This window comes from Pararobbsia alpina (genome assembly GCF_965118125.1).
Lineage (GTDB): Bacteria > Pseudomonadota > Gammaproteobacteria > Burkholderiales > Burkholderiaceae > Pararobbsia > Pararobbsia alpina_A.
The window spans coordinates 4,220,206-4,243,205 of sequence record NZ_OZ221287.1 but is presented as its reverse complement, the minus strand read 5'-3'; the positions used below and the strand labels follow the sequence as shown (position 1 = coordinate 4,243,205).

The window sequence follows — 23,000 nt, the reverse complement described above, 5'->3', positions numbered from 1 at the left end:
ACTACGGAGAAAGCAATGAAAGCTCTGCTCGATCTATTCAAGCAAGTCCAACAAGAAGAAGTTTTTGACGCGATCAAGATTGGCCTCGCGTCGCCGGACAAGATCCGCTCGTGGTCGTTCGGTGAAGTGAAGAAGCCGGAAACGATCAACTACCGCACGTTCAAGCCGGAGCGGGATGGTCTGTTCTGCGCGAAGATCTTCGGACCGATCAAGGACTACGAGTGCCTGTGCGGCAAGTACAAGCGCCTCAAGCACCGTGGCGTGATCTGCGAGAAGTGCGGCGTTGAAGTGACGTTGGCCAAGGTGCGCCGTGAGCGCATGGGCCATATCGAACTCGCGTCGCCCGTCGCGCACATCTGGTTCCTGAAGTCGCTGCCGTCGCGTCTGGGCATGGTGCTCGACATGACGCTGCGCGATATCGAACGCGTGCTGTATTTCGAAGCTTATGTGGTCATCGAACCGGGCATGACGCCGCTCAAGCGCGCGCAGATCATGACCGAAGAGGATTACTACAATAAGGTCGAGGAATACGGCGACGAGTTCCGTGCCGAAATGGGCGCGGAAGGCGTGCGCGAACTCCTGCGTTCGATCGATATCGACGCGCAGGCAGAAACGCTGCGTCAGGAACTCAAGACGACCGGTTCGGAAGCGAAGATCAAGAAGTACGCGAAGCGCCTGAAGGTGCTCGAGGCTTTCCAGCGTTCGGGCATCAAGCCTGACTGGATGGTGCTCGAAGTGCTGCCGGTGCTGCCGCCGGAACTGCGTCCGCTCGTGCCGCTCGACGGCGGCCGTTTTGCGACTTCGGACCTGAACGACCTCTATCGTCGCGTGATCAACCGGAACAACCGGTTGAAGCGTCTGCTCGAGCTCAAGGCTCCTGAAATCATCGTGCGCAACGAAAAGCGCATGCTGCAGGAAGCCGTCGACTCGCTGCTCGACAATGGCCGTCGCGGCAAGGCGATGACGGGCGCGAATAAGCGTCCGCTGAAGTCGCTCGCCGACATGATCAAGGGTAAGGGCGGTCGTTTCCGTCAGAACCTGCTGGGCAAGCGCGTCGACTACTCGGGCCGTTCGGTCATCGTGGTGGGCCCGACGCTCAAGCTGCATCAGTGCGGTCTGCCGAAGCTGATGGCGCTCGAGCTGTTCAAGCCGTTCATTTTCCACAAGCTCGAAGTCATGGGCGTCGCGACGACGATCAAGGCTGCGAAGAAGGAAGTGGAAAACCAGACGGCGGTCGTGTGGGACATTCTCGAAGAAGTCATTCGCGAACATCCGGTCATGCTGAACCGCGCGCCGACGCTCCACCGTCTGGGTATCCAGGCGTTCGAGCCGGTGCTGATCGAAGGTAAGGCAATCCAGCTGCACCCGCTCGTTTGCGCGGCGTTCAACGCCGACTTCGACGGTGACCAGATGGCTGTGCACGTGCCGCTGTCGCTCGAAGCGCAGCTCGAAGCACGTACGCTGATGCTTGCGTCGAACAACGTCCTGTTCCCGGCCAACGGCGATCCGTCGATCGTGCCGTCGCAGGATATCGTGCTGGGTCTGTACTACGCGACGCGCGAACGCACGAACGGTAAGGGCGAAGGCCTGACGTTCACGGGCGTGTCGGAAGTCATCCTGGCGCTCGAGAACAAGCAGGTCGAACTGACCTCGCGCGTGAACGTGCGGATCACGGAACAAGTCGCGAACCCGGACACGTCGGAAGGCGCACCGAAGTTCGTGCCGAAGATCTCGCTGTTCGCGACGACCGTTGGCCGCGCGATCCTGTCGGAAATCCTTCCGCCGGGACTGCCGTTCACGGTGCTGAACAAGCCGCTGAAGAAGAAGGAAATTTCGCGCCTGATCAACACGGCTTTCCGCCGTTGCGGCCTGCGCGAAACGGTGATCTTCGCTGACCAGCTCATGCAGTCGGGCTTCCGTCTCGCTACGCGCGCCGGTATCTCGATCTGCGTCGACGACATGCTCGTTCCGCCTGCAAAGGAAACGATCGTCAACGACGCATCGCAGAAGGTGAAGGAATACGAACGTCAGTACATGTCGGGTCTGGTGACCTCGCAAGAGCGCTACAACAACGTGGTTGACATCTGGTCGGCAACGTCGGAAGCGGTCGGCAAGGCGATGATGGAGCAGCTCTCGTCGGAACCGGTCGTTGACCGTGACGGCAATGACACGCGCCAGGAATCGTTCAACTCGATCTACATGATGGCGGACTCGGGCGCGCGCGGTTCGGCAGTCCAGATTCGTCAGCTCGCAGGGATGCGGGGCCTGATGGCCAAGCCGGACGGCTCGATCATCGAGACGCCGATTACGGCGAACTTCCGCGAAGGCCTGAACGTGTTGCAGTACTTCATCTCGACCCACGGTGCACGTAAGGGTCTGGCTGATACGGCACTGAAGACGGCAAACTCGGGTTACCTGACGCGTCGTCTGGTCGACGTGACGCAGGATCTGGTCGTTGTCGAAGACGATTGCGGCACGCAGAACGGCGTGGCGATGAAGGCGCTCGTCGAAGGCGGTGAAGTCGTTGAAGCACTGCGCGACCGTATTCTCGGCCGTGTGACGCTGACCGACGTCGTCAACCCCGAGACGCAGGAAACGCTGTACGAAAGCGGCACGTTGCTCGATGAAGATGCGGTCGAAGAAATCGAACGCCTCGGCATCGACGAAGTCCGCGTTCGCACGCCGCTGACCTGCGGCACGCGTTACGGCCTGTGCGCAGCCTGCTACGGCCGTGACCTCGGCCGCGGTTCGCGCGTGAACGTCGGTGAGGCGGTCGGTGTGATCGCTGCACAGTCGATCGGTGAGCCGGGCACGCAGCTGACGATGCGTACGTTCCACATCGGTGGTGCGGCATCGCGTAACGCTGTGGCATCGAGCGTGGAAGCCAAGTCGAACGGTACCGTGCGTTTCACGGCGACGATGCGTTACGTCACGAATGCGAAGGGCGAGCAGATCGTCATTTCACGTTCGGGCGAAGCCATCATTGCCGACGACCATGGCCGTGAGCGCGAACGTCACAAGGTGCCGTACGGCGCCACGCTGTTGCAGCTCGACGGTGCGCAGATCAAGGCTGGCGCGCAACTGGCGACGTGGGATCCGCTGACCCGTCCGATCATTACGGAATGGGGCGGCACGATCAAGTTCGAGAACGTCGAAGAAGGCGTGACGGTTGCGAAGCAGATCGACGAAGTCACGGGTCTGTCGACGCTGGTCTCGATCGATCCGAAGCGCCGCGGCACGCAAGGCAAGACCGTGCGTCCGCAGGTGAAGCTGATCGATGCTTCGGGTGAAGAAATCAAGATCCCGAACACCGAGCACCCGGTGGCGATCGGCTTCCAGGTCGGCGCTCTGATCACCGTCAAGGATGGTCAGCAAGTGCAGGCTGGTGAAGTGCTCGCACGGATCCCGACTGAAGCGCAGAAGACGCGTGACATTACCGGTGGTCTGCCGCGTGTGGCCGAACTGTTCGAAGCACGTTCGCCGAAGGACGCCGGCATTCTCGCGGAAGTCACGGGTACGACGTCGTTCGGTAAGGACACGAAGGGCAAGCAGCGTCTGGTCATTACCGACCTCGACGGCAACCAGCACGAGTTCCTGATCTCGAAGGACAAGCAGGTTCTGGTGCACGATGGTCAGGTCGTCAACAAGGGCGAAATGATCGTTGACGGTCCGGCGGATCCGCACGACATCCTGCGTCTGCAGGGTATCGAGGCACTGTCGCGCTACATCGTGGACGAAGTGCAGGACGTCTATCGTTTGCAAGGTGTGAAGATCAACGACAAGCACATCGAGGTGATCGTTCGCCAGATGCTGCGTCGTGTGGCGATCACCGACAACGGCGATACGCGCTTCATCCCGGGCGAACAAGTCGAACGTTCGGACATGCTTGACGAAAACGATCGCATGATCGCGGAAGACAAGCGTCCGGCAGCGTACGACAACGTGCTGCTCGGTATCACGAAGGCGTCGCTGTCGACGGATTCGTTCATCTCCGCAGCGTCGTTCCAGGAAACGACGCGGGTGCTGACCGAAGCCGCGATCATGGGCAAGCGCGACGATCTGCGTGGTCTGAAGGAAAACGTGATCGTCGGCCGTCTGATTCCTGCCGGTACGGGTCTCGCGTTCCACAAGGCACGCAAGGTCAAGGAAGGTCTCGATCGCGAACGTCACGATCAGATCGCGGCAGAAGAAGCGGCAACGTTCGACTTCGCCAGCCCCGATACGACGACCGAGCCGACGCCGTCGGCTGAGTAAGTCTCGGCAAGGCGGACCGCATGCGGTCCGCCGCGCAGCAAGACTGAACCATCCCGGCCAGCGAGATTCGCTGCCGGGATTTTTTTTGCCTTCGACATGGACATGGCCAGTCGCTATGCGGTGCCCGTGCCCATGTCGAAGGCGCCGTCCCGCCGTGGTATCGCCGCCTACGCCTGCCGAGGCAGCGGCGTTGTCTGCCACGCATATCGGGCCCGCATCAGCACCGCCGGGCCCGTCGATAGGGACGCATCGATTGTCCGTATTGGCCGTTTTTTATCCGTCCGGTCTATCCGCTTCGCACGCGTGCGCTGCTAGACTCGGGGCTCTTCTGTACCTCTGCCGGTTGCTCGATTCATATGTCCCGCTGTCTCGCGATTCTCAATGAAGTGTTCGGCTATCCGGCGTTCCGCGGTTTGCAGGCGGAAGTCGTCGAACACGTCGCAGACGGGGGCGACTGTCTCGTACTGATGCCGACCGGTGGCGGTAAATCGCTGTGCTATCAGATTCCGGCGCTCGAGCGTAAGCAGCGCGGACTCGGTGCGGCGATCGTCGTGTCGCCGCTGATCGCGTTGATGCAGGACCAGGTCGCGGCGCTGCAGGAAGCCGGCGTGAGCGCCGCGTTCCTGAATTCCACGCTAAGCGGGCAGCAGGCGTACCAGACCGAGCGTGCCTTTGAAAAGGGCGAGATCGATCTGCTCTACGTTGCACCCGAGCGGCTGATGACATCGCGCTTCCTCGAGTTGCTAGACCGCTCGCGTATCGGGCTGTTTGCGATCGACGAAGCGCACTGCGTGTCGCAGTGGGGGCATGACTTCCGGCCCGAATATATCCAGCTGTCCGTACTGCACGAGCGCTATCCGAATGTGCCGCGCATTGCGCTGACGGCGACGGCCGACGAGGCCACGCGTAACGAGATCATCGAGCGCCTGTCGCTCGACGAAGCCCGGGTGTTCCTTGCGAGCTTCGATCGGCCGAACATCCGGTATCGCATTGTCGAAAAGGACAACGCGCGCACGCAGCTGCTCGACTTCATCCGCAGCGAGCACCAGAGCGACGGCGCGAACGACGCGGGCATCATCTATTGCCTGTCGCGCCGCAAGGTCGAGGAAACGGCCGACTGGCTCAATACCCAGGGCATCCGCGCGATGGCGTATCACGCCGGCATGGATGCCGAGATCCGGCAGACACGCCAGGAGCAGTTCAAGCGTGAAGAAGGCGTCGTGATGGTCGCGACCATCGCATTCGGCATGGGCATCGACAAGCCGGATGTCCGCTTTGTGGCGCACCTCGATTTGCCCAAGAGCGTCGAAGGCTACTACCAGGAGACCGGACGTGCCGGTCGCGACGGCGCGCCGGCGAACGCATGGATGGCGTATGGCCTGGGCGACGTCGTTCAGCAGCGCAAGATGATCGACGAGTCGGATGCCGACGAGGCGCACAAGCGCCTGAGCACGTCGAAGCTCGATGCGCTGCTCGGGCTGTGCGAAACCGCGGGGTGCCGGCGCGTGCGGCTGCTCGCGTATTTCGGCGAGACGTCGCAGCCATGCGGCAATTGCGACACCTGCCTGAACCCGCCGGACACCTGGAACGGCACGCGCGAGGCGCAGATGGCGCTGTCGTGCGTCTACCGCTCGACGCGGGCGAGCGGCTTCAGTTTCGGCGCTGGTCATCTGATCGATATCCTGCGCGGCAACAAGACCGAGCGCGTGACGCAGTACGGCCACGACCAGCTGTCGACGTATGGCGTCGGTTCGGCGCTCGGCGAGCCGGAGTGGCGAGCGGTGTTCCGGCAACTCGTCGCGTACGGCCTGCTGGCGGTCGACCACATGGGCCATGGCGCGCTCGTGCTGACCGGTGCGAGTCGCGCAGTACTCAAAGGTGAGGAAGAGGTCACGCTACGGCGCTACGTCAAGCCCACCCGCGGCCGAACGGTCGGGGCGAAGGGCGGTGAGCGTGCCGACCCGACGACGGGCATGTCCGCACATCAGCGCGCGCGCTGGGACCGCCTGCGCACCTGGCGTTCGGAAACCGCCAAGGAAGACGGCGTGCCGGCCTACCTGATCTTCCACGACGCGACGCTCGCCGAACTCGCGCGCAATGCGCCGGCGACGATTGGCGAGTTGCGCGGCATCCCGGGTATCGGCGCGCGCAAGCTCGAACGCTTCGGCGAGGCGATCCTCGACGTCGTCTCGGCGATGGACTGAATTCGTCGCAGTCTGAAACGGCAAAGACTGGAAAATCGGAGCGGGTACTCACTACGCGTCCGTTTCCCGATACGACGGCCTCGGCGAAACGGGGTCGTCCCTCCGCTGAACGACAGCCGACGATGCTTCGCGCGCGAATTTCCTTGAATATTCACGGGTTTTCCCGGCGCGCAGGTTGACCAACGCTTGATTTCCGGACTAAGATGCGAGGTTCCGGATTTTGGGTCGGATGCCGCGCGTATGGTTGGAAGCATCGACCGGCGTACGCGACACTCGCGATTCGCTCCCGCACCCTTGCGGGCGACCTTTCCGGACACGGCTCGCTTGCCCGGGCCGTCCAGATCCTCGGGGTCTGAAAACCCAACTTTATTTATTGCAGGAATCAACAATGCCAACGATCAATCAGTTGGTCCGCAAGCCGCGCACCTCTGGCCACGCCAAGAGCAAGAGCCCGGCACTGCAGGACTGCCCCCAACGTCGCGGTGTGTGCACCCGTGTGTACACCACGACGCCGAAGAAGCCGAACTCGGCACTCCGTAAGGTCGCCAAGGTTCGCCTGACCAACGGCTTCGAAGTCATCTCGTACATCGGCGGTGAAGGCCACAACCTGCAGGAACACTCGGTTGTGCTGATCCGCGGCGGCCGGGTGAAGGACTTGCCGGGTGTGCGTTATCACATGGTGCGTGGCTCGCTGGATACCCAGGGCGTCAAGGACCGTAAGCAAGCTCGCTCGAAGTACGGTGCGAAGCGCGCGAAGAGCGGCAAGTAATCAGCCGTTCGAGCTGCACAGGTTTTTGCAGCAGAAGTTTTCAGCAGTCAGGTTTTGTGCAGTCGCGTTTGATACGCCCTGCGCTCACATTGCGGCGGATCGGTGCAAAGCACGGGTGCCGTCGAGTAAGTGGTCATCCAGTCCGGTTGCGGACGTGTCGATGACCGCGGAGCCAAAGGCTCCAACTGAACAGGTAAAGGAAAGAAGATGCCACGTCGTCGTGAAGTCCCCAAGCGGGAAGTGTTGCCGGATCCGAAGTTCGGCAACGTGGATGTTGCGAAGTTCATGAACGTGCTGATGCTGTCGGGCAAGAAGTCGGTTGCCGAGCGCATCGTGTACGGCGCGTTTGAACAAATCCAGGGCAAGGCCGGCAAGGACCCCCTCGAAGTGTTCAACATCGCGCTGAACAACATCAAGCCGGTGGTCGAAGTGAAGAGCCGTCGGGTTGGTGGTGCAAACTATCAGGTTCCGGTCGAAGTGCGTCCGTCGCGTCGTATGGCATTGGCGATGCGTTGGCTGCGCGAGTCCGCGAAGAAGCGTAGCGAGAAGTCGATGGCACTGCGTCTGGCCGGCGAGCTGCTCGAAGCGTCGGAAGGTCGTGGCGGCGCCATGAAGAAGCGTGACGAAGTGCACCGTATGGCCGAAGCAAACAAGGCCTTCTCGCACTTCCGGTTCTAAACGGCGCGTTTTTTTCGCCGGAACTCCGGGCGGGTGCGCGTTTTACGCGCCTCGCCCGTTTGTGTTAGGGCACTCCAGGATCGCCTGGGTGCGAACGAATAGAGGATCAAAGTGGCTCGCAAGACTCCTATCGAGCGCTACCGTAATATCGGGATTAGCGCTCACATCGACGCCGGCAAAACGACGACGACTGAACGTATCCTGTTTTACACCGGTGTGAACCACAAGATCGGCGAGGTGCATGATGGCGCCGCGACGATGGACTGGATGGAGCAGGAACAAGAGCGCGGCATCACGATTACGTCGGCAGCGACGACCGCGTTCTGGAAGGGTATGGCGGGCAACTATCCCGAACACCGTATCAACATCATCGATACGCCGGGACACGTTGACTTCACGATCGAAGTTGAGCGCTCGATGCGTGTGCTCGACGGCGCGTGCATGGTCTACTGCGCGGTGGGTGGTGTGCAGCCGCAGTCGGAAACCGTGTGGCGTCAGGCCAACAAGTACGGCGTGCCGCGTCTGGCATTCGTCAACAAGATGGACCGTACGGGCGCGAACTTCTTCAAGGTTCACGACCAGATGCGTGCTCGTCTGAAGGCAAACCCGATTCCTATCCAGGTACCGATCGGCGCTGAAGAAAACTTCAAGGGCGTGATCGACCTCGTGAAGATGAAGGCGATCCTGTGGGACGACGCAAGCCAGGGCACGAAGTTCACGTACGAAGACATCCCGGCGGAACTCGCCGACGTCGCTTCGGAATGGCGTGAAAAGATGGTCGAAGCGGCTGCTGAGTCGTCGGAAGAGCTGATGGACAAGTACCTCGGCGGCGAAGAGCTGACGGAGTCGGACATCAAGGTCGCGCTGCGCAACCGTACGATCGCGGGCGAAATCGTCCCGATGCTCTGCGGCACGGCGTTCAAGAACAAGGGCGTGCAGGCGATGCTCGACGCGGTGATCGACTACATGCCGTCGCCGGTTGACATTCCCCCGGTCAAGGGCGAGAACGACGACGGCGAAGCGGACACCCGCAAGGCGTCGGACGAAGAAAAGTTCTCGGGCCTCGCGTTCAAGATCATGACGGACCCGTTCGTCGGTCAGCTCACGTTCTTCCGCGTCTATTCGGGCGTGGTGAACTCGGGCGATACGATTTACAACCCGGTCAAGAGCAAGAAGGAACGTCTGGGTCGTATTCTGCAGATGCACGCGAACCAGCGCGAAGAAATCAAGGAAGTGCGCGCAGGCGACATCGCGGCAGCTGTGGGTCTGAAGGACGTGACGACCGGCGATACGCTGTGCGATCCGGACAACATCATCGTTCTCGAACGCATGATTTTCCCGGAGCCGGTGATTTCGCAGGCTGTCGAGCCGAAGACCAAGGCTGACCAGGAAAAGATGGGTATCGCCCTGAACCGTCTGGCTCAGGAAGATCCGTCGTTCCGCGTCGCAAGCGATGAAGAATCGGGTCAGACGATCATCTCGGGGATGGGCGAGCTCCACCTCGAAATCATCGTTGACCGGATGAAGCGTGAATTCAACGTCGAAGCATCGGTCGGCAAGCCGCAAGTGGCCTACCGCGAAACGATCAAGTCGAAGGCAGAAGACGTCGAAGGCAAGTTCGTCAAGCAGTCGGGCGGTCGCGGTCAGTACGGTCACGTGGTTGTGACGGTCGAGCCGTCGGAGCAAGGCAAGGGCTACGAATTCGTCGACGCGATCAAGGGCGGTGTCGTTCCGCGTGAATACATTCCTGCGGTCGACAAGGGCATTCAGGAAACGCTCAAGTCGGGTATCTTGGCTGGCTTCCCGGTTGTGGACGTCAAGGTCACGCTGACGTTCGGTTCGTACCACGATGTGGACTCGAACGAAAACGCGTTCCGTATGGCCGGTTCGATGGCGTTCAAGGAAGGTATGCGCCGTGCAACGCCGGTGCTGCTCGAGCCGATGATGGCGGTTGAAGTTGAAACGCCGGAAGACTTCATGGGCAACGTGATGGGCGACTTGTCGAGCCGTCGCGGTATCGTCCAGGGCATGGACGACATGGTCGGTGGTGGCAAGATCGTGCGCGCTGAAGTTCCGCTCGCAGAAATGTTCGGCTACTCGACGTCGCTGCGTTCGCTGACCCAAGGTCGTGCGACGTACACGATGGAATTCAAGCATTACTCGGAAGCACCGCGTAATGTCGCCGAAGCCGTCATGAGCGCGAAGTCGAAGTAAGTTAAAAACGTGTCAAGGCGCGGCAGCGTTGCCGCGCCCAACTCATTTTTTTGAAAGAAGAGAATCATGGCTAAAGGTAAATTCGAGCGGACCAAGCCGCACGTGAACGTGGGTACGATTGGTCACGTTGACCACGGCAAGACGACGCTGACGGCAGCGATCACGACGGTTCTGTCGCGCAAGTTCGGTGGCGAAGCCAAGGCCTACGACCAGATCGACGCGGCGCCGGAAGAAAAGGCACGTGGTATCACGATCAACACGGCACACGTCGAGTACGAAACGGAATCGCGCCACTACGCGCACGTTGACTGCCCGGGCCACGCTGACTATGTGAAGAACATGATCACGGGTGCAGCGCAGATGGACGGCGCAATCCTGGTGTGCTCGGCTGCAGACGGCCCGATGCCGCAAACGCGTGAGCACATCCTGCTGGCGCGTCAGGTTGGCGTTCCGTACATCATCGTGTTCCTGAACAAGTGCGACATGGTGGACGACGCTGAGCTGCTCGAGCTCGTCGAAATGGAAGTGCGCGAACTTCTGTCGAAGTACGACTTCCCGGGCGACGACGTGCCTATCGTGAAGGGTTCGGCCAAGCTGGCGCTGGAAGGCGACAAGGGCGAACTGGGCGAAACGGCGATCTTCGCACTGGCTGACGCACTGGACTCGTACATCCCGACGCCGGAACGCGCTGTTGACGGCACGTTCCTGATGCCGATCGAAGACGTGTTCTCGATCTCGGGTCGCGGTACGGTGGTGACGGGCCGTGTTGAACGCGGCATCGTGAAGGTCGGCGAAGAACTCGAAATCGTCGGTATCAAGGACACGGCGAAGACGACGTGCACGGGCGTGGAAATGTTCCGCAAGCTGCTCGACCAAGGTCAGGCAGGCGACAACGTCGGTATTCTGCTGCGCGGCACGAAGCGTGAAGACGTCGAGCGTGGCCAGGTTCTGGCCAAGCCGGGTTCGATCCAGCCGCACACGCACTTCACGGCTGAAGTGTACGTGCTGAGCAAGGACGAAGGCGGCCGCCACACGCCGTTCTTCAACAACTACCGTCCGCAGTTCTACTTCCGTACGACGGACGTGACGGGCTCGATCGAACTGCCGGAAGGCAAGGAAATGGTGATGCCGGGCGACAACGTGTCGATCACGGTGAAGCTGATTCACGCCATCGCCATGGAAGAAGGTCTGCGCTTCGCAATCCGCGAAGGCGGCCGTACGGTCGGCGCTGGTGTGGTTGCCAAGATCATCGCCTAAGCCAGTAGCAAAAAAGTAAACGCGACACAGGCGGGGAAACGCGAGTACAATCCGCGTTTCCCCGCAATTTTTTTCGCGGGACTTGAAGCACCGGTTGTTCGAGCGACATCAAGCAGTTAGCTAGACACAAGGGCGATCTCGGTCGCCCTATGCTCTTTTATCCATCCGGCGACGCGTAACGCAGTCGCCTTGCTCTTTAAGGAAGCATCATGCCGAATCAAAAGATCCGCATTCGCCTCAAGGCATTCGACTACCGTCTGATCGATCAATCGGCGACGGAAATCGTTGAAACCGCGAAGCGTACCGGCGCGATCGTGCGTGGCCCGGTTCCCCTGCCGACCCGCTTCAAGCGCTTCGACATCCTGCGTTCGCCGCACGTCAACAAGACGTCGCGTGACCAGTTCGAAATCCGTACCCACCTGCGCCTGATGGACATCGTCGACCCGACCGACAAGACGGTTGATGCGTTGATGAAGCTCGATCTGCCCGCAGGCGTCGACGTCGAAATCAAGCTGCAGTAAGTTGCATCGCGACGCCGCGAATCTTTCGTGGCGTCGTAAGTCTTTGATTGCTTGCGGAAAAGAAATGGCCTAGCTATAATGCAAGGCTTTTCGTCCTTCCGTGGCGAAAAAAGCATGAAAAGGCCGCGCTTCGGCGAGGCATTTTGGACTTTAGCCCCGACCAATCGTAGTCGGGAATGGAGAAAACGATGAGCCTTGGACTCCTAGGTCGCAAGGTTGGCATGACCCGTATCTTCACGGCTGACGGTGATTCGATCCCCGTTACCGTGCTGGACGTGTCGGGCAACCGCGTCACTCAGATCAAGACTGTTGAAACGGACGGCTACACGGCTGTCCAGCTTGCATTCGGCAAGCGCCGCGCATCGCGCGTGACGAAGCCGGCCGCCGGGCATCTCGCCAAGGCCGGTACCGAAGCAGGCGAAATCCTCAAGGAATTCCGCGTTGAAGCCACGAAGGCTGCTGAGCTCTCGCTCGGCGCTGCCGTCGGCGTCGATCTGTTCTCGGAAGGCCAGAAGGTCGACGTGCATGGCACCTCGATCGGTAAGGGCTACGCCGGTACGATCAAGCGTTATAACTTTGCCTCGGGTCGTGCATCGCACGGTAACTCGCGCTCGCACAATGTGCCGGGCTCGATCGGTATGGCGCAGGATCCGGGTCGCGTGTTCCCGGGTAAGCGCATGACGGGTCACCTCGGTGACGTTACGACGACCGTTCAAAACCTCGTCATCGCTCGCATCGACGCAGAACGCGGCCTCTTGTTCGTCAAGGGCGCGGTTCCGGGTGCGAAGGACGGCAAGGTTTCCGTGACGCCGGCTGTCAAGGCCCGTCCGACGAAAGGAGCGTAAGAATGGAACTCAAGCTCCTGAATGAACAGGGTCAGGAAGGCGCAGCTGTTAACGCATCGGACGTCGTGTTCGGTCGTGACTACAACGAAGCGCTGATCCACCAGATCGTCGTGGCGTATCAAGCCAACGCACGTAGCGGTAACCGTGCGCAGAAGGACCGCGAGCAAGTCAAGCACACGACCAAGAAGCCGTGGCGCCAGAAGGGCACCGGCCGCGCGCGTGCGGGTATGAGCTCGAGCCCGTTGTGGCGTGGCGGTGGTCGCATCTTCCCGAATTCGCCGGAAGAAAACTTCTCGCACAAGGTCAACAAGAAGATGTTCCGCGCAGGGGTCTGCTCGATCCTGTCGCAACTGGCTCGCGAAGGCCGTCTGTCGGTGGTCGAGGACATCAAGCTCGAAGCGCCGAAGACCAAGCTGCTCGCGGAAAAATTCAAGGCGATGGGCCTCGAGTCCGTGCTGGTGATTACCGACACGGTTGACGAGAACCTGTACCTGGCTTCGCGCAATCTGCCGCACGTGGCGATTGTCGAGCCGCGTTTCGCCGACCCGCTGTCGCTGATCTACTTCAAGAAGATTCTGGTCACGAAGGCTGCGGTTGCTCAGATCGAGGAGTTGCTGTCATGACCGAACTTCGCAAAAACGATCACCGCCTGCTGCAAGTGCTGCGCGCACCGGTGATTTCGGAAAAGGCGACGATGGTCGCCGACAAGAACGAACAGGTCGTGTTCGAAATCGCAGCTGACGCAACGAAGCTCGAAGTGAAGGCCGCAGTCGAACTGATGTTCAAGGTCGAAGTCGAGTCCGTGCAGGTCCTGAACGTCAAGGGCAAGGCAAAGCGTTTTGGCCGTTTCAACGGCAAGCGCCGCGATGTGCGCAAGGCGTACGTCAGCCTCAAGCCGGGCCAGGAAATCAACTTTGAAGCGGAGGCCAAGTAAACATGGCACTCGTTAAAGTCAAACCGACGTCGCCTGGCCGCCGTTCGATGATCAAGGTGGTCCACAAGGACCTCCACAAGGGTGCGCCGCATGCAGCCTTGCTCGACAGCCAGAAGCAGAAGTCGGGCCGTAACAACAACGGTCACATCACGACCCGTCATAAGGGTGGTGGTCACAAGCATCACTACCGTATGGTCGATTTCCGTCGCAACAAGGACGGCATCCCGGCCAAGGTCGAGACGATCGAATACGATCCGAACCGTAGCGCGAACATTGCACTGCTCTGCTACGCAGACGGCGAACGTCGCTACATCATCGCCCCGAAGGGTCTGACGGTCGGCCAAACGCTGCTGTCGGGTTCCGAGGCGCCGATCCGCGCTGGTAACGCGCTGCCGATCCGGAACATTCCGGTTGGTACGACGATCCACTGCGTGGAAATGCTGCCGGGCAAGGGCGCACAAATGGTGCGTTCGGCTGGTACGTCGGCGATGTTGCTGGCTCGTGAAGGCACGTACGCGCAGGTTCGTCTGCGTTCGGGCGAAATCCGCCGCGTGCATATCGAATGCCGTGCAACGATCGGTGAAGTTGGCAATGAAGAGCATAGCCTGCGCCAGATCGGCAAGGCCGGTGCGAACCGCTGGCGCGGTATTCGCCCGACCGTCCGTGGCGTCGTGATGAACCCGGTCGACCACCCGCACGGTGGTGGTGAAGGCAAGACCGCGGCTGGTCGCGATCCGGTGAGCCCGTGGGGCACGCCGACGAAGGGCTATCGCACCCGTCGCAACAAGCGCACGACGACGATGATCGTCCAGCGCCGTCATAAGCGCTAAGGAGTAGGCAATGGCACGTTCTGTTAAAAAAGGTCCGTTCTGCGACGCCCATTTGCTGAAAAAGGTTGAGGCGGCTGCATCGACGCGTGACAAGAAGCCAATCAAGACCTGGTCGCGTCGCTCGACGATTCTGCCGGACTTCATTGGTCTGACGATCGCTGTTCACAACGGTCGCCAGCACGTTCCGGTCTATGTATCGGAAAACATGGTCGGCCATAAGCTTGGCGAGTTCGCACTGACCCGTACGTTCAAGGGTCACGCGGCCGACAAGAAGGCCAAGAAATAAGGGGCAATGAGATGGAAGTGAAAGCAATTCATCGCGGTGCTCGCATCTCGGCGCAGAAGACGCGCCTCGTGGCCGACCAGATCCGTGGACTGCCCGTCGAAAAGGCGCTGAACGTTCTGACGTTCTCGCCGAAGAAGGCGGCAGGCATCGTGAAGAAGGTCGTGCTGTCGGCGATTGCGAATGCCGAGCACAACGAAGGTGCGGACATCGACGAACTCAAGATCAAGACGATCTACGTCGACAAGGCAGCTTCGCTCAAGCGTTTCACCGCGCGCGCTAAGGGCCGTGGTAACCGCATCGAGAAGCAATCCTGTCACATCACTGTGACGGTTGGGAATTAAGGGGTCATACGATGGGACAGAAAATTCATCCGACTGGCTTCCGTCTGGCCGTCAGCCGCAACTGGGCGTCGCGTTGGTACGCGAACAACTCCCAGTTCGCGGGCATGCTGCAGGAAGACATCAACGTTCGTGACTTCTTGAAGAAGAAGCTCAAGAACGCGTCGGTCGGTCGCGTCGTTATCGAGCGTCCGGCAAAGAACGCACGCATCACGATTTTCAGCTCGCGTCCGGGCGTCGTGATCGGCAAGAAGGGCGAGGACATCGAACTGCTCAAGGCGGAGCTGCAACGCCGCATGGGTGTGCCGGTCCACGTGAACATCGAAGAAATCCGCAAGCCGGAAACCGATGCGCAACTGATCGCCGATTCGATCACGCAACAGCTCGAGCGCCGGATCATGTTCCGTCGCGCGATGAAGCGTGCGATGCAGAACGCCATGCGTCTGGGTGCCCAAGGCATCAAGATCATGAGCGCCGGTCGTCTGAACGGTATCGAAATCGCTCGTACGGAGTGGTATCGCGAAGGTCGCGTGCCCCTTCACACGCTGCGCGCTGACATCGACTACGCAACTTCGGAAGCGAAGACGACGTACGGCATCATCGGCGTCAAGGTGTGGGTCTACAAGGGCGATCACCTCGGCCGCAATGAAGCACCGGTCGTCGAAGAAGCCGCAGAAGAAAAGCGTCCGCGCCGCAACGCACGTCCGGGTGGCGATCGCCGTCCGCGCCGTGATGGCGAAGGTGGCGGTCCGGGTCAACGCCGTGGTGGTCCGCGCCGCGGCGCTGGCACCGACGCGAAGTCTGGAGAATAAGCATGCTGCAACCGAAACGCAGAAAGTATCGTAAAGAGCAGAAGGGTCGTAACACCGGTGTGGCCACGCGCGGTAACGCCGTGTCGTTCGGTGAATACGGTCTGAAGTCGCTCGGCCGTGGTCGTCTGACCGCGCGTCAAATCGAAGCAGCGCGTCGTGCGATGACCCGTCACATCAAGCGTGGCGGCCGCATCTGGATTCGCGTGTTCCCGGACAAGCCGATTTCGACGAAGCCGGCCGAAGTGCGGATGGGTAACGGTAAGGGCAATCCTGAGTACTACGTTGCTGAAATCCAGCCGGGCAAAATGCTGTATGAAATGGACGGTGTTACCGAAGAACTGGCGCGTGAAGCGTTCCGTCTGGCTGCAGCCAAGCTGCCGTTGAAGACGACGTTCATCGTTCGCCAACTCGGCACCTGATGGAGAGATAGCCATGAAAGCATCTGAACTTCGCGCCAAGGACCAGGCAGCCCTCAATCAGGAGCTGTCGGATCTGCTGAAGGCGCAATTCGGTCTGCGCATGCAGCTGGCCACCCAACAACTCGGCAACACCAGCCAGTTGAAGAAGGTGCGCCGCGACATCGCGCGCGTCAAGACCGTGTTGACCGAGAAGGCGAGCCAAAAATGAACGAAAGCGTAACCACCTCGCTCAAGCGCACGCTGGTCGGTAAGGTCGTCAGCAACAAGATGGACAAGACCGTCACCGTGCTCGTCGAGCATCGCGTGAAGCACCCGATCTACGGCAAGTACGTCGTGCGTTCGAAGAAGTACCACGCACACGACGACGCGAACACGTACAACGAGGGCGACCTCGTTGAAATCCAGGAAACTCGTCCGATTTCGAAGACGAAGGCCTGGACGGTGTCGCGCCTCGTTGAAGCCGCTCGCGTGATCTAAGCGGTCAAGCAAAAGCAAGCAGTTCTGCGGTACAGAATCAGCGGTGCAAAGCCGCTGATTTTAAAAAAGAAGTTGCACGGCCGAGATCTTCTGTTATGATCTCGGTCTTCCCTCATTGATGTACGAGGGAGCCCCGTCGCGGGCGATGTGGTGGGGCAGCGCGATGCGGAGTCATTCGCATCACGAATTCACCTGATTGCGATGGCGGTTTCGTCTGCCGTCGCTGCTGTTTCAACCCAAGCAGCCTCACGGCTGACGGGACCAAGACTGACCGGCCAAGCCATGGTGGTTTGCCGGATTAAGTTGGGAAAGACAAACCATGATCCAGACCGAAACTCGGCTTGAAGTAGCCGACAACACGGGTGCGAAGGAAGTCCTTTGCATCAAGGTGCTCGGCGGCTCGAAGCGTCGTTACGCCAGCATTGGCGACATCATCAAGGTGTCGGTCAAAGAGGCAGCGCCGCGTGGGCGCGTGAAGAAGGGCGAAATCTATAACGCCGTCGTCGTTCGTACGGCGAAGGGCGTGCGTCGCCAGGATGGCTCGCTGATCAAGTTCGACGGCAATGCCGCCGTTCTGTTGAACGCGAAGCTCGAGCCGATCGGTACGCGTATTTTCGGGCCGGTCACGCGTGAACTGCGTAGCGAACGTTTCATGAAGATCGTTTCGCTCGCGCCGGAAGTGCTGTAAGGAGTCGCGATGAATAAGATTCGCAAGGGTGATGAAGTCATCGTGAACGCCGGCAAGGACAAGGGCAAGCGCGGCAACGTGCTCGTCGTCGACGGCGATCGCGTGACTGTCGAGGGCCTGAACCTCGTCAAGAAGCACGTCAAGCCGAACCCGATGAAGGGTACGACCGGTGGCGTGGAAAGCAAGTCGATGCCGCTGCATATCTCGAACGTGTCGCTCGTCGATGCGAACGGCAAGCCGTCGCGCGTTGGCATCAAGGTCGAGGAAGGCAAGAAGGTGCGCTTCCTGAAGACGACTGGCGCGAACCTCGCCTAACGCTGCGGAGTGACAAATGGCACGTTTGCATGAGATTTACAAAGAAACGATCGTTCCTGAGCTGACGAAGAAGTTCGGCTACAAGTCGGTCATGGAAGTCCCGCGCATCACCAAGATCACCCTGAATATGGGCCTTGGCGAAGCGGTGGCTGACAAGAAGGTTATCGAGCTGGCAGTGGGCGATCTGACGAAGATCGCGGGCCAGAAGCCGGTGATCACGAAGGCACGCAAGGCAATTGCTGGCTTCAAGATCCGCCAAGGCTACCCGATCGGCGCAATGGTCACGCTTCGTGGCCAGACGATGTACGAATTCCTGGACCGCTTCGTGACCGTGGCTCTGCCGCGTGTGCGCGATTTCCGCGGTGTGTCGGGTCGTGCATTCGACGGTCGTGGCAACTACAACATCGGTGTGAAAGAGCAGATCATTTTCCCCGAAATTGATTACGACAAGATCGACGCGCTGCGTGGGCTGAACATCAGCATCACGACGACTGCGAAGACTGACGAAGAAGCAAAGGCACTGCTCGCCAGCTTCAAGTTCCCGTTCAGAAACTGAGGTTAACGTGGCTAAACTGGCTCTGATCGAACGTGAAAAGAAACGCGCCCGTTTGGTGCAGAAATATTCTGCCAAGCGCGCTGCCCTCAAGGCAATTATCGACGACACCAGCAAGTCGGACGAAGAGCGTTACGAAGCTCGGCTGCAGATTCAACAGCTGCCGCGTAATGCAAACCCGACTCGCAAGCGCAATCGTTGCGCACTGACTGGCCGTCCCCGCGGTACGTTCCGCAAGTTCGGCCTGGCGCGTAACAAGATTCGCGAAATCGCGTTCCGCGGCGAGATCCCCGGCCTGACCAAGGCAAGCTGGTAATAGGAGATACGTAAATGAGCATGAGTGATCCTATCGCCGACATGCTGACTCGCATCCGCAACGCGCAGATGGTTGAGAAAGTCAGCGTCGCGATGCCGTCATCGAAGGTTAAGGTCGCGATCGCACAAGTCCTGAAGGACGAGGGCTACATCGACGATTTCGCCGTTAAGGCGGAAGGCGCGAAGTCCGAACTGCAAATCGCATTGAAGTATTACGCCGGCCGTCCGGTTATCGAGCGTCTCGAGCGTGTTTCGCGCCCGGGTCTGCGCGTGTACAAGGGCCGTAACGACATTCCGCAGGTCATGAATGGCCTCGGCGTCGCAATCGTGTCGACCCCGAAGGGTGTCATGACCGATCGCAAGGCGCGCGCTACGGGTGTCGGCGGCGAAGTCATCTGCTACGTCGCTTAACGGCCTAAGGAGAAGAAGCTATGTCTCGAGTAGGTAAAAGCCCGATCGCGCTGCCGAAGGGCGCGGAAGTGACGCTGACGGATAGCCAGATCGCCGTCAAAGGCCCCCTGGGCACGATCACGCAATCGCAAAGCGCACTCGTGAAGATCGTCAACGACAACGGCACGCTGAAGCTTGAGCCGGTTGACGAAAGCCGCGAAGCGAATGCGATGTCCGGCACGATGCGCGCGCTCGTCGCGAACATGGTCAAGGGCGTCACGACTGGTTTTGAGCGCAAGCTCACGCTGGTCGGCGTTGGTTATCGCGCACAAGTTCAAGGCAACAACCTGAACCTGTCGCTCGGTTTTTCACACCCGGTCATCCATGCGTTGCCCGAAGGTGTGAAGGCCGAAATGCCTTCGCAGACGGAAATTATTATCAAAGGGATCGACAAGCAGAAGGTTGGCCAAACGGCCGCCGAAGTGCGCGGCTATCGTCCTCCTGAGCCCTACAAGGGCAAGGGTGTGCGTTACGCCGACGAGGTTGTGATCCTCAAGGAAACCAAGAAGAAGTAAGGGTGCCGATCATGGATAAGAAGCAATCTCGTGCGCGCCGTGCACTGCAGACCCGGATCAAAATCGCCGAGCTGCAGGTGCACCGTCTGTCGGTGCATCGGACCAACACGCATATCTACGCTCAAGTGTTCTCGGAAGACGGCACGAAGGTCATCGCCAGCGCTTCGACGCTTGAAGCCGAAGTGCGTGCCCAGCTCGCCGACAAGACTGGCAAGGGCGGCAACGCAGCCGCAGCCTCGCTGATCGGTAAGCGTATCGCTGAAAAGGCGAAGGCAGCCGGTGTCGAGTCCGTCGCTTTCGATCGCTCGGGTTTCCGTTATCACGGCCGCGTGAAGGCTCTCGCCGACGCAGCGCGTGAAGCCGGACTCAAGTTCTAAAGGATTCGTCATGGCAAAGATGCAAGCGAAAGTTCAGGCTGACGAACGCGACGACGGCCTGCGCGAAAAGATGATCGCGGTCAACCGCGTGACCAAGGTGGTGAAGGGCGGCCGGATTCTCGGTTTCGCCGCACTGACGGTGGTCGGCGACGGTGATGGCCGTATCGGCATGGGCAAGGGCAAGGCGAAGGAAGTGCCTGTTGCCGTGCAAAAGGCAATGGAACAAGCCCGCCGCAACATGTTCAAGGTGCCCCTGAAGAACGGCACGTTGCAACATGAAGTGCATGGTAAGCACGGCGCTTCGGCAGTCCTGCTGGCTCCGGCCAAGGACGGTACCGGCGTGATCGCCGGTGGCCCGATGCGCGCTGTGTTCGACGTGATGGGCGTGCAAAACGTCGTCGCGAAGAGCCATGGCTCGACGAACCCGTACAACCTCGTTCGTGCAACGCTCGACGGTCTGCGCAAGCAATCGACCCCGGGCGACATCGCAGCGAAGCGCGGTAAGTCGGTCGAAGACATCCTGGGCTGATAGGTGATCGTTATGGATAAGAAAACCGTCAAAGTTCAGCTCGTCAAGAGCCTGATCGGTACGCGTGAATCGCACCGCGCCACGGTGACGGGCCTCGGCCTGCGTCGCTTGAACTCGGTCTCCGAGCTCGAGGACACGCCTGCGGTTCGCGGCATGATCAACAAGGTCTCGTACCTTGTGAAAGTGATCGGCTAAGCCGGCGAGGAAAGAACATGGAACTCAATAACCTGAAACCGGCTGCGGGCGCCAAGCATGCAAAGCGTCGCGTGGGCCGTGGTATCGGCTCGGGCCTCGGCAAGACGGCTGGCCGTGGTCACAAGGGTCAAAAGTCGCGTTCGGGCGGCTTCCACAAGGTGGGCTTCGAAGGCGGCCAAATGCCGCTGCAACGTCGCCTGCCGAAGCGGGGCTTCACGTCGCTGACGCATGAATTCATCGGTGAAGTTCGCCTGTCGGACCTCGAGAAGCTGCCCGTCGACGAGATCGATCTGATCGCGTTGAAGCAAGCAGGTGTTCTCGGCGTGCTCGTCACGAGCGCACGTGTGATCGCCTCGGGCGAACTCAAGCGCAAAGTGACGCTCAAGGGTCTGGTTGCGACGAAGGGTGCGCGTGCTGCGATTGAAGCAGCGGGCGGCTCGATCGCCGAGTAAGACGGCAACGTTGAACGACGCTTCTGGCAATAGCTCGGAGAAAGCATTTGGCTAACAGCCCGACTCTCGCGAAGACCGGCAAGTCCGCAGCCAAATACGGTGACTTGCGCCGGCGCCTGATTTTTCTGGTGCTGGCGCTGGTCGTCTACCGTATCGGTGCGCATATTCCGGTGCCGGGGATTGATCCGGACCAATTGGCTAAGTTGTTCCAAAGCCAATCGGGCGGCATCCTCGGGATGTTCAACATGTTCTCGGGCGGTGCGCTGTCGCGCTTCACCGTGTTCGCGCTGGGCATCATGCCGTACATCTCGGCGTCGATCATCATGCAGTTGCTGGCGATTGTTTCGCCGCAGCTGGAAGCGCTGAAGAAGGAAGGCCAGGCCGGCCAGCGGAAGATTACGCAGTACACGCGTTACTTCACGGTGGGTCTTGCGACGTTCCAGGCGCTGGGTATCGCGATTGCGCTTGAAAACCAGCCGGGTCTGGTTGTCGAACCGGGTGTGCTGTTCCGGTTGACGGCTGTGGTGACGCTGGTGACGGGCACGATGTTCCTGATGTGGCTGGGTGAGCAGATCACCGAGCGCGGTTTGGGCAACGGTATCTCGATCATCATCTTCGGCGGTATCGCCGCAGGTTTGCCGAATGCCTTGGGTGGCTTGTTCGAGCTGGTGAAATCCGGCGCGATGGGTCCGGTGTCGGCGATCACGGTGATCGTGCTGATCGCAGGTGTGACGTACGCTGTGGTGTATGTCGAGCGTGGCCAACGCAAGATCCTGGTCAACTACGCGAAGCGTCAGGTTGGCAACAAGGTCTACGGTGGGCAGGCTTCGCATCTGCCGCTGAAGCTGAACATGTCGGGCGTGATTCCGCCGATCTTTGCATCGTCGATCATCCTGTTCCCGGCAACGATCGCGAATTGGTTCAGCTCGGGTCCGAATGGCCGGATGCATTGGCTGCACGACCTGGCGACGACGCTGGCTCCGGGTCAGCCTGTGTATGTGATTTTGTATTCGCTGGCGATCGTCTTCTTCTGCTTCTTCTACACCGCGCTGGTGTTCAACAGCAAAGAAACGGCCGACAACCTGAAGAAGAGTGGTGCGTTTGTTCCGGGTATCCGCCCGGGTGATCAGACGGCACGCTACATCGACAGGATCCTGACGCGACTGACGCTGGCGGGTGCGATTTATATCGTGTTCGTGTGCTTGCTGCCGGAGTTTCTGGTACTGCGCTGGAATGTGCCCTTCTACTTCGGTGGAACGTCGCTTCTGATCATCGTCGTGGTCACGATGGACTTCATGGCACAAGTGCAGTCGTACGTGATGTCGCAACAGTATGAGTCGCTGCTCCGGAAAGCCAATTTCAAGGGCGGCAACCTCCCGATGCGCTAAGCGCGGGAATTGAGCTTACGGAACATATGGCAAAAGACGATGTAATCCAGATGCAGGGGGAGGTTCTCGAAAACCTCCCGAATGCGACGTTCAGAGTAAAGCTGGAAAACGGCCATGTCGTGCTGGGGCACATTTCCGGAAAGATGCGGATGCACTACATCCGGATTCTGCCCGGTGACAAGGTCACGGTAGAGTTGACGCCCTACGATTTGTCGCGTGCGCGGATCGTCTTCCGGGCGAAGTGAGTTAGAAAAAGGGTAATATCATGAAAGTGATGGCATCGGTTAAGCGAATCTGCCGCAATTGCAAGATCATCAAGCGAAAGGGTGTTGTGCGCGTGATCTGCAGCTCGGATCCGCGTCACAAACAGCGCCAAGGCTGAGCG

The 23,000-nt window shown here is 59.9% G+C and carries 30 protein-coding genes; all 30 read left to right on the top strand.

Annotation, left to right across the window (positions count from 1 at the left end):
- Positions 1-15 precede the first annotated feature (15 nt).
- A complete protein-coding gene (gene rpoC / locus ACMFWR_RS18380; RefSeq protein WP_413193009.1) occupies positions 16-4,254 on the top strand; it encodes a DNA-directed RNA polymerase subunit beta' in 4,239 nt (1,412 codons plus the stop codon).
- A gap of 356 nt (positions 4,255-4,610) precedes the next feature.
- A complete protein-coding gene (gene recQ / locus ACMFWR_RS18375; protein WP_413193008.1) occupies positions 4,611-6,458 on the top strand; it encodes a DNA helicase RecQ in 1,848 nt (615 codons plus the stop codon).
- 388 nt (positions 6,459-6,846) lie between these two features.
- Entirely contained in the window at positions 6,847-7,227 is a 381-nt protein-coding gene (gene rpsL / locus ACMFWR_RS18370; protein ID WP_413193007.1) for a 30S ribosomal protein S12, read from the top strand.
- A gap of 207 nt (positions 7,228-7,434) precedes the next feature.
- A complete protein-coding gene (rpsG, locus tag ACMFWR_RS18365) occupies positions 7,435-7,905 on the top strand; it encodes a 30S ribosomal protein S7 (RefSeq protein WP_413193006.1) in 471 nt (156 codons plus the stop codon).
- A 111-nt stretch (positions 7,906-8,016) separates the two neighbouring features.
- Positions 8,017-10,119, top strand: a complete 2,103-nt coding sequence (gene fusA / locus ACMFWR_RS18360) for an elongation factor G (RefSeq protein WP_413193005.1) — start codon at positions 8,017-8,019, stop codon at positions 10,117-10,119.
- A gap of 66 nt (positions 10,120-10,185) precedes the next feature.
- Positions 10,186-11,376 (top strand): elongation factor Tu, encoded by a 1,191-nt coding sequence (gene tuf, locus ACMFWR_RS18355; protein ID WP_413193004.1) that lies wholly within the window; start codon positions 10,186-10,188, stop codon positions 11,374-11,376.
- A gap of 209 nt (positions 11,377-11,585) precedes the next feature.
- Positions 11,586-11,897 (top strand): 30S ribosomal protein S10, encoded by a 312-nt coding sequence (gene rpsJ / locus ACMFWR_RS18350; protein WP_413193003.1) that lies wholly within the window; start codon positions 11,586-11,588, stop codon positions 11,895-11,897.
- A 188-nt stretch (positions 11,898-12,085) separates the two neighbouring features.
- Complete coding sequence (gene rplC / locus ACMFWR_RS18345) at positions 12,086-12,742, top strand: 50S ribosomal protein L3 (RefSeq protein ID WP_413193002.1); 657 nt, start codon at positions 12,086-12,088, stop codon at positions 12,740-12,742.
- Between the two features lie 2 nt (positions 12,743-12,744).
- Positions 12,745-13,365 (top strand): 50S ribosomal protein L4, encoded by a 621-nt coding sequence (gene rplD / locus ACMFWR_RS18340; protein ID WP_413193001.1) that lies wholly within the window; start codon positions 12,745-12,747, stop codon positions 13,363-13,365.
- Complete coding sequence (rplW, locus tag ACMFWR_RS18335; protein WP_413193000.1) at positions 13,362-13,676, top strand: 50S ribosomal protein L23; 315 nt, start codon at positions 13,362-13,364, stop codon at positions 13,674-13,676. Before rplD ends, rplW begins: the two co-directional genes overlap by 4 nt.
- Positions 13,677-13,678: 2 nt before the next feature.
- Positions 13,679-14,506, top strand: coding sequence for a 50S ribosomal protein L2 (gene rplB, locus ACMFWR_RS18330; protein WP_413192999.1), 828 nt, complete (start codon positions 13,679-13,681; stop codon positions 14,504-14,506).
- A gap of 10 nt (positions 14,507-14,516) precedes the next feature.
- On the top strand, positions 14,517-14,792 hold the full coding sequence (gene rpsS, locus ACMFWR_RS18325) for a 30S ribosomal protein S19 (RefSeq protein ID WP_121090715.1): 276 nt from the start codon (positions 14,517-14,519) through the stop codon (positions 14,790-14,792).
- An 11-nt stretch (positions 14,793-14,803) separates the two neighbouring features.
- On the top strand, positions 14,804-15,133 hold the full coding sequence (rplV, locus tag ACMFWR_RS18320; RefSeq protein WP_413192998.1) for a 50S ribosomal protein L22: 330 nt from the start codon (positions 14,804-14,806) through the stop codon (positions 15,131-15,133).
- Between the two features lie 11 nt (positions 15,134-15,144).
- Positions 15,145-15,942, top strand: coding sequence for a 30S ribosomal protein S3 (rpsC, locus tag ACMFWR_RS18315; RefSeq protein ID WP_413192997.1), 798 nt, complete (start codon positions 15,145-15,147; stop codon positions 15,940-15,942).
- Between the two features lie 2 nt (positions 15,943-15,944).
- Positions 15,945-16,361: a 50S ribosomal protein L16 gene (gene rplP / locus ACMFWR_RS18310; protein ID WP_413192996.1), complete on the top strand. Its 417-nt coding sequence runs from the start codon at positions 15,945-15,947 to the stop codon at positions 16,359-16,361.
- A gap of 13 nt (positions 16,362-16,374) precedes the next feature.
- Positions 16,375-16,569, top strand: coding sequence for a 50S ribosomal protein L29 (rpmC, locus tag ACMFWR_RS18305; RefSeq protein ID WP_413192995.1), 195 nt, complete (start codon positions 16,375-16,377; stop codon positions 16,567-16,569).
- Entirely contained in the window at positions 16,566-16,838 is a 273-nt protein-coding gene (rpsQ, locus tag ACMFWR_RS18300) for a 30S ribosomal protein S17 (RefSeq protein ID WP_413192994.1), read from the top strand. Before rpmC ends, rpsQ begins: the two co-directional genes overlap by 4 nt.
- 319 nt (positions 16,839-17,157) lie before the next feature.
- A complete protein-coding gene (gene rplN, locus ACMFWR_RS18295; RefSeq protein WP_413192993.1) occupies positions 17,158-17,526 on the top strand; it encodes a 50S ribosomal protein L14 in 369 nt (122 codons plus the stop codon).
- Between the two features lie 9 nt (positions 17,527-17,535).
- On the top strand, positions 17,536-17,841 hold the full coding sequence (rplX, locus tag ACMFWR_RS18290; RefSeq protein WP_413192992.1) for a 50S ribosomal protein L24: 306 nt from the start codon (positions 17,536-17,538) through the stop codon (positions 17,839-17,841).
- Between the two features lie 16 nt (positions 17,842-17,857).
- On the top strand, positions 17,858-18,397 hold the full coding sequence (gene rplE, locus ACMFWR_RS18285; protein WP_413192991.1) for a 50S ribosomal protein L5: 540 nt from the start codon (positions 17,858-17,860) through the stop codon (positions 18,395-18,397).
- A gap of 7 nt (positions 18,398-18,404) precedes the next feature.
- Entirely contained in the window at positions 18,405-18,710 is a 306-nt protein-coding gene (gene rpsN, locus ACMFWR_RS18280; protein WP_413192990.1) for a 30S ribosomal protein S14, read from the top strand.
- Positions 18,711-18,724: 14 nt separating this feature from the next.
- Complete coding sequence (rpsH, locus tag ACMFWR_RS18275; protein WP_413192989.1) at positions 18,725-19,120, top strand: 30S ribosomal protein S8; 396 nt, start codon at positions 18,725-18,727, stop codon at positions 19,118-19,120.
- 20 nt (positions 19,121-19,140) lie between these two features.
- Entirely contained in the window at positions 19,141-19,674 is a 534-nt protein-coding gene (rplF, locus tag ACMFWR_RS18270) for a 50S ribosomal protein L6 (protein WP_413192988.1), read from the top strand.
- Positions 19,675-19,685: 11 nt separating this feature from the next.
- Positions 19,686-20,051 carry a 50S ribosomal protein L18 gene (gene rplR, locus ACMFWR_RS18265; RefSeq protein ID WP_413192987.1) on the top strand — a complete coding sequence of 122 codons (366 nt, stop codon included), beginning with the start codon at positions 19,686-19,688 and terminating at the stop codon, positions 20,049-20,051.
- Positions 20,052-20,061: 10 nt separating this feature from the next.
- Complete coding sequence (rpsE, locus tag ACMFWR_RS18260) at positions 20,062-20,580, top strand: 30S ribosomal protein S5 (RefSeq protein ID WP_175106494.1); 519 nt, start codon at positions 20,062-20,064, stop codon at positions 20,578-20,580.
- Positions 20,581-20,592: 12 nt separating this feature from the next.
- Positions 20,593-20,775: a 50S ribosomal protein L30 gene (rpmD, locus tag ACMFWR_RS18255; protein WP_413192986.1), complete on the top strand. Its 183-nt coding sequence runs from the start codon at positions 20,593-20,595 to the stop codon at positions 20,773-20,775.
- 17 nt (positions 20,776-20,792) lie between these two features.
- Positions 20,793-21,227, top strand: coding sequence for a 50S ribosomal protein L15 (gene rplO, locus ACMFWR_RS18250; RefSeq protein WP_413192985.1), 435 nt, complete (start codon positions 20,793-20,795; stop codon positions 21,225-21,227).
- A gap of 47 nt (positions 21,228-21,274) precedes the next feature.
- Positions 21,275-22,615 carry a preprotein translocase subunit SecY gene (gene secY, locus ACMFWR_RS18245; protein ID WP_413192984.1) on the top strand — a complete coding sequence of 447 codons (1,341 nt, stop codon included), beginning with the start codon at positions 21,275-21,277 and terminating at the stop codon, positions 22,613-22,615.
- Between the two features lie 26 nt (positions 22,616-22,641).
- Positions 22,642-22,860, top strand: a complete 219-nt coding sequence (infA, locus tag ACMFWR_RS18240) for a translation initiation factor IF-1 (RefSeq protein ID WP_003264140.1) — start codon at positions 22,642-22,644, stop codon at positions 22,858-22,860.
- 20 nt (positions 22,861-22,880) lie between these two features.
- Positions 22,881-22,997, top strand: coding sequence for a 50S ribosomal protein L36 (rpmJ, locus tag ACMFWR_RS18235; protein ID WP_004199844.1), 117 nt, complete (start codon positions 22,881-22,883; stop codon positions 22,995-22,997).
- Positions 22,998-23,000 lie beyond the last annotated feature (3 nt).

Bases quoted from the DNA above. Each gene is read 5' to 3' on its own strand.
- infA (WP_003264140.1), top strand. From the start codon at position 22,642: ATGGCAAAAGACGATGTAATCCAGATGCAGGGGGAGGTTCTCGAAAAC.
- rplR (WP_413192987.1), top strand. From the start codon at position 19,686: ATGGATAAGAAGCAATCTCGTGCGCGCCGTGCACTGCAGACCCGGATC.
- rpsC (WP_413192997.1), top strand. From the start codon at position 15,145: ATGGGACAGAAAATTCATCCGACTGGCTTCCGTCTGGCCGTCAGCCGC.
- rpsS (WP_121090715.1), top strand. From the start codon at position 14,517: ATGGCACGTTCTGTTAAAAAAGGTCCGTTCTGCGACGCCCATTTGCTG.
- rpsE (WP_175106494.1), top strand. From the start codon at position 20,062: ATGGCAAAGATGCAAGCGAAAGTTCAGGCTGACGAACGCGACGACGGC.
- rplO (WP_413192985.1), top strand. From the start codon at position 20,793: ATGGAACTCAATAACCTGAAACCGGCTGCGGGCGCCAAGCATGCAAAG.
- rplV (WP_413192998.1), top strand. From the start codon at position 14,804: ATGGAAGTGAAAGCAATTCATCGCGGTGCTCGCATCTCGGCGCAGAAG.
- rplW (WP_413193000.1), top strand. From the start codon at position 13,362: ATGACCGAACTTCGCAAAAACGATCACCGCCTGCTGCAAGTGCTGCGC.
- rpoC (WP_413193009.1), top strand. From the start codon at position 16: ATGAAAGCTCTGCTCGATCTATTCAAGCAAGTCCAACAAGAAGAAGTT.
- rpmC (WP_413192995.1), top strand. From the start codon at position 16,375: ATGAAAGCATCTGAACTTCGCGCCAAGGACCAGGCAGCCCTCAATCAG.
- rplP (WP_413192996.1), top strand. From the start codon at position 15,945: ATGCTGCAACCGAAACGCAGAAAGTATCGTAAAGAGCAGAAGGGTCGT.
- rplC (WP_413193002.1), top strand. From the start codon at position 12,086: ATGAGCCTTGGACTCCTAGGTCGCAAGGTTGGCATGACCCGTATCTTC.
- rpmJ (WP_004199844.1), top strand. From the start codon at position 22,881: ATGAAAGTGATGGCATCGGTTAAGCGAATCTGCCGCAATTGCAAGATC.
- rpmD (WP_413192986.1), top strand. From the start codon at position 20,593: ATGGATAAGAAAACCGTCAAAGTTCAGCTCGTCAAGAGCCTGATCGGT.
- rplF (WP_413192988.1), top strand. From the start codon at position 19,141: ATGTCTCGAGTAGGTAAAAGCCCGATCGCGCTGCCGAAGGGCGCGGAA.
- rplE (WP_413192991.1), top strand. From the start codon at position 17,858: ATGGCACGTTTGCATGAGATTTACAAAGAAACGATCGTTCCTGAGCTG.
- recQ (WP_413193008.1), top strand. From the start codon at position 4,611: ATGTCCCGCTGTCTCGCGATTCTCAATGAAGTGTTCGGCTATCCGGCG.
- rpsL (WP_413193007.1), top strand. From the start codon at position 6,847: ATGCCAACGATCAATCAGTTGGTCCGCAAGCCGCGCACCTCTGGCCAC.
- rplB (WP_413192999.1), top strand. From the start codon at position 13,679: ATGGCACTCGTTAAAGTCAAACCGACGTCGCCTGGCCGCCGTTCGATG.
- rplD (WP_413193001.1), top strand. From the start codon at position 12,745: ATGGAACTCAAGCTCCTGAATGAACAGGGTCAGGAAGGCGCAGCTGTT.
- tuf (WP_413193004.1), top strand. From the start codon at position 10,186: ATGGCTAAAGGTAAATTCGAGCGGACCAAGCCGCACGTGAACGTGGGT.
- rpsJ (WP_413193003.1), top strand. From the start codon at position 11,586: ATGCCGAATCAAAAGATCCGCATTCGCCTCAAGGCATTCGACTACCGT.
- rpsG (WP_413193006.1), top strand. From the start codon at position 7,435: ATGCCACGTCGTCGTGAAGTCCCCAAGCGGGAAGTGTTGCCGGATCCG.
- rplX (WP_413192992.1), top strand. From the start codon at position 17,536: ATGAATAAGATTCGCAAGGGTGATGAAGTCATCGTGAACGCCGGCAAG.
- rpsQ (WP_413192994.1), top strand. From the start codon at position 16,566: ATGAACGAAAGCGTAACCACCTCGCTCAAGCGCACGCTGGTCGGTAAG.
- rplN (WP_413192993.1), top strand. From the start codon at position 17,158: ATGATCCAGACCGAAACTCGGCTTGAAGTAGCCGACAACACGGGTGCG.
- rpsH (WP_413192989.1), top strand. From the start codon at position 18,725: ATGAGCATGAGTGATCCTATCGCCGACATGCTGACTCGCATCCGCAAC.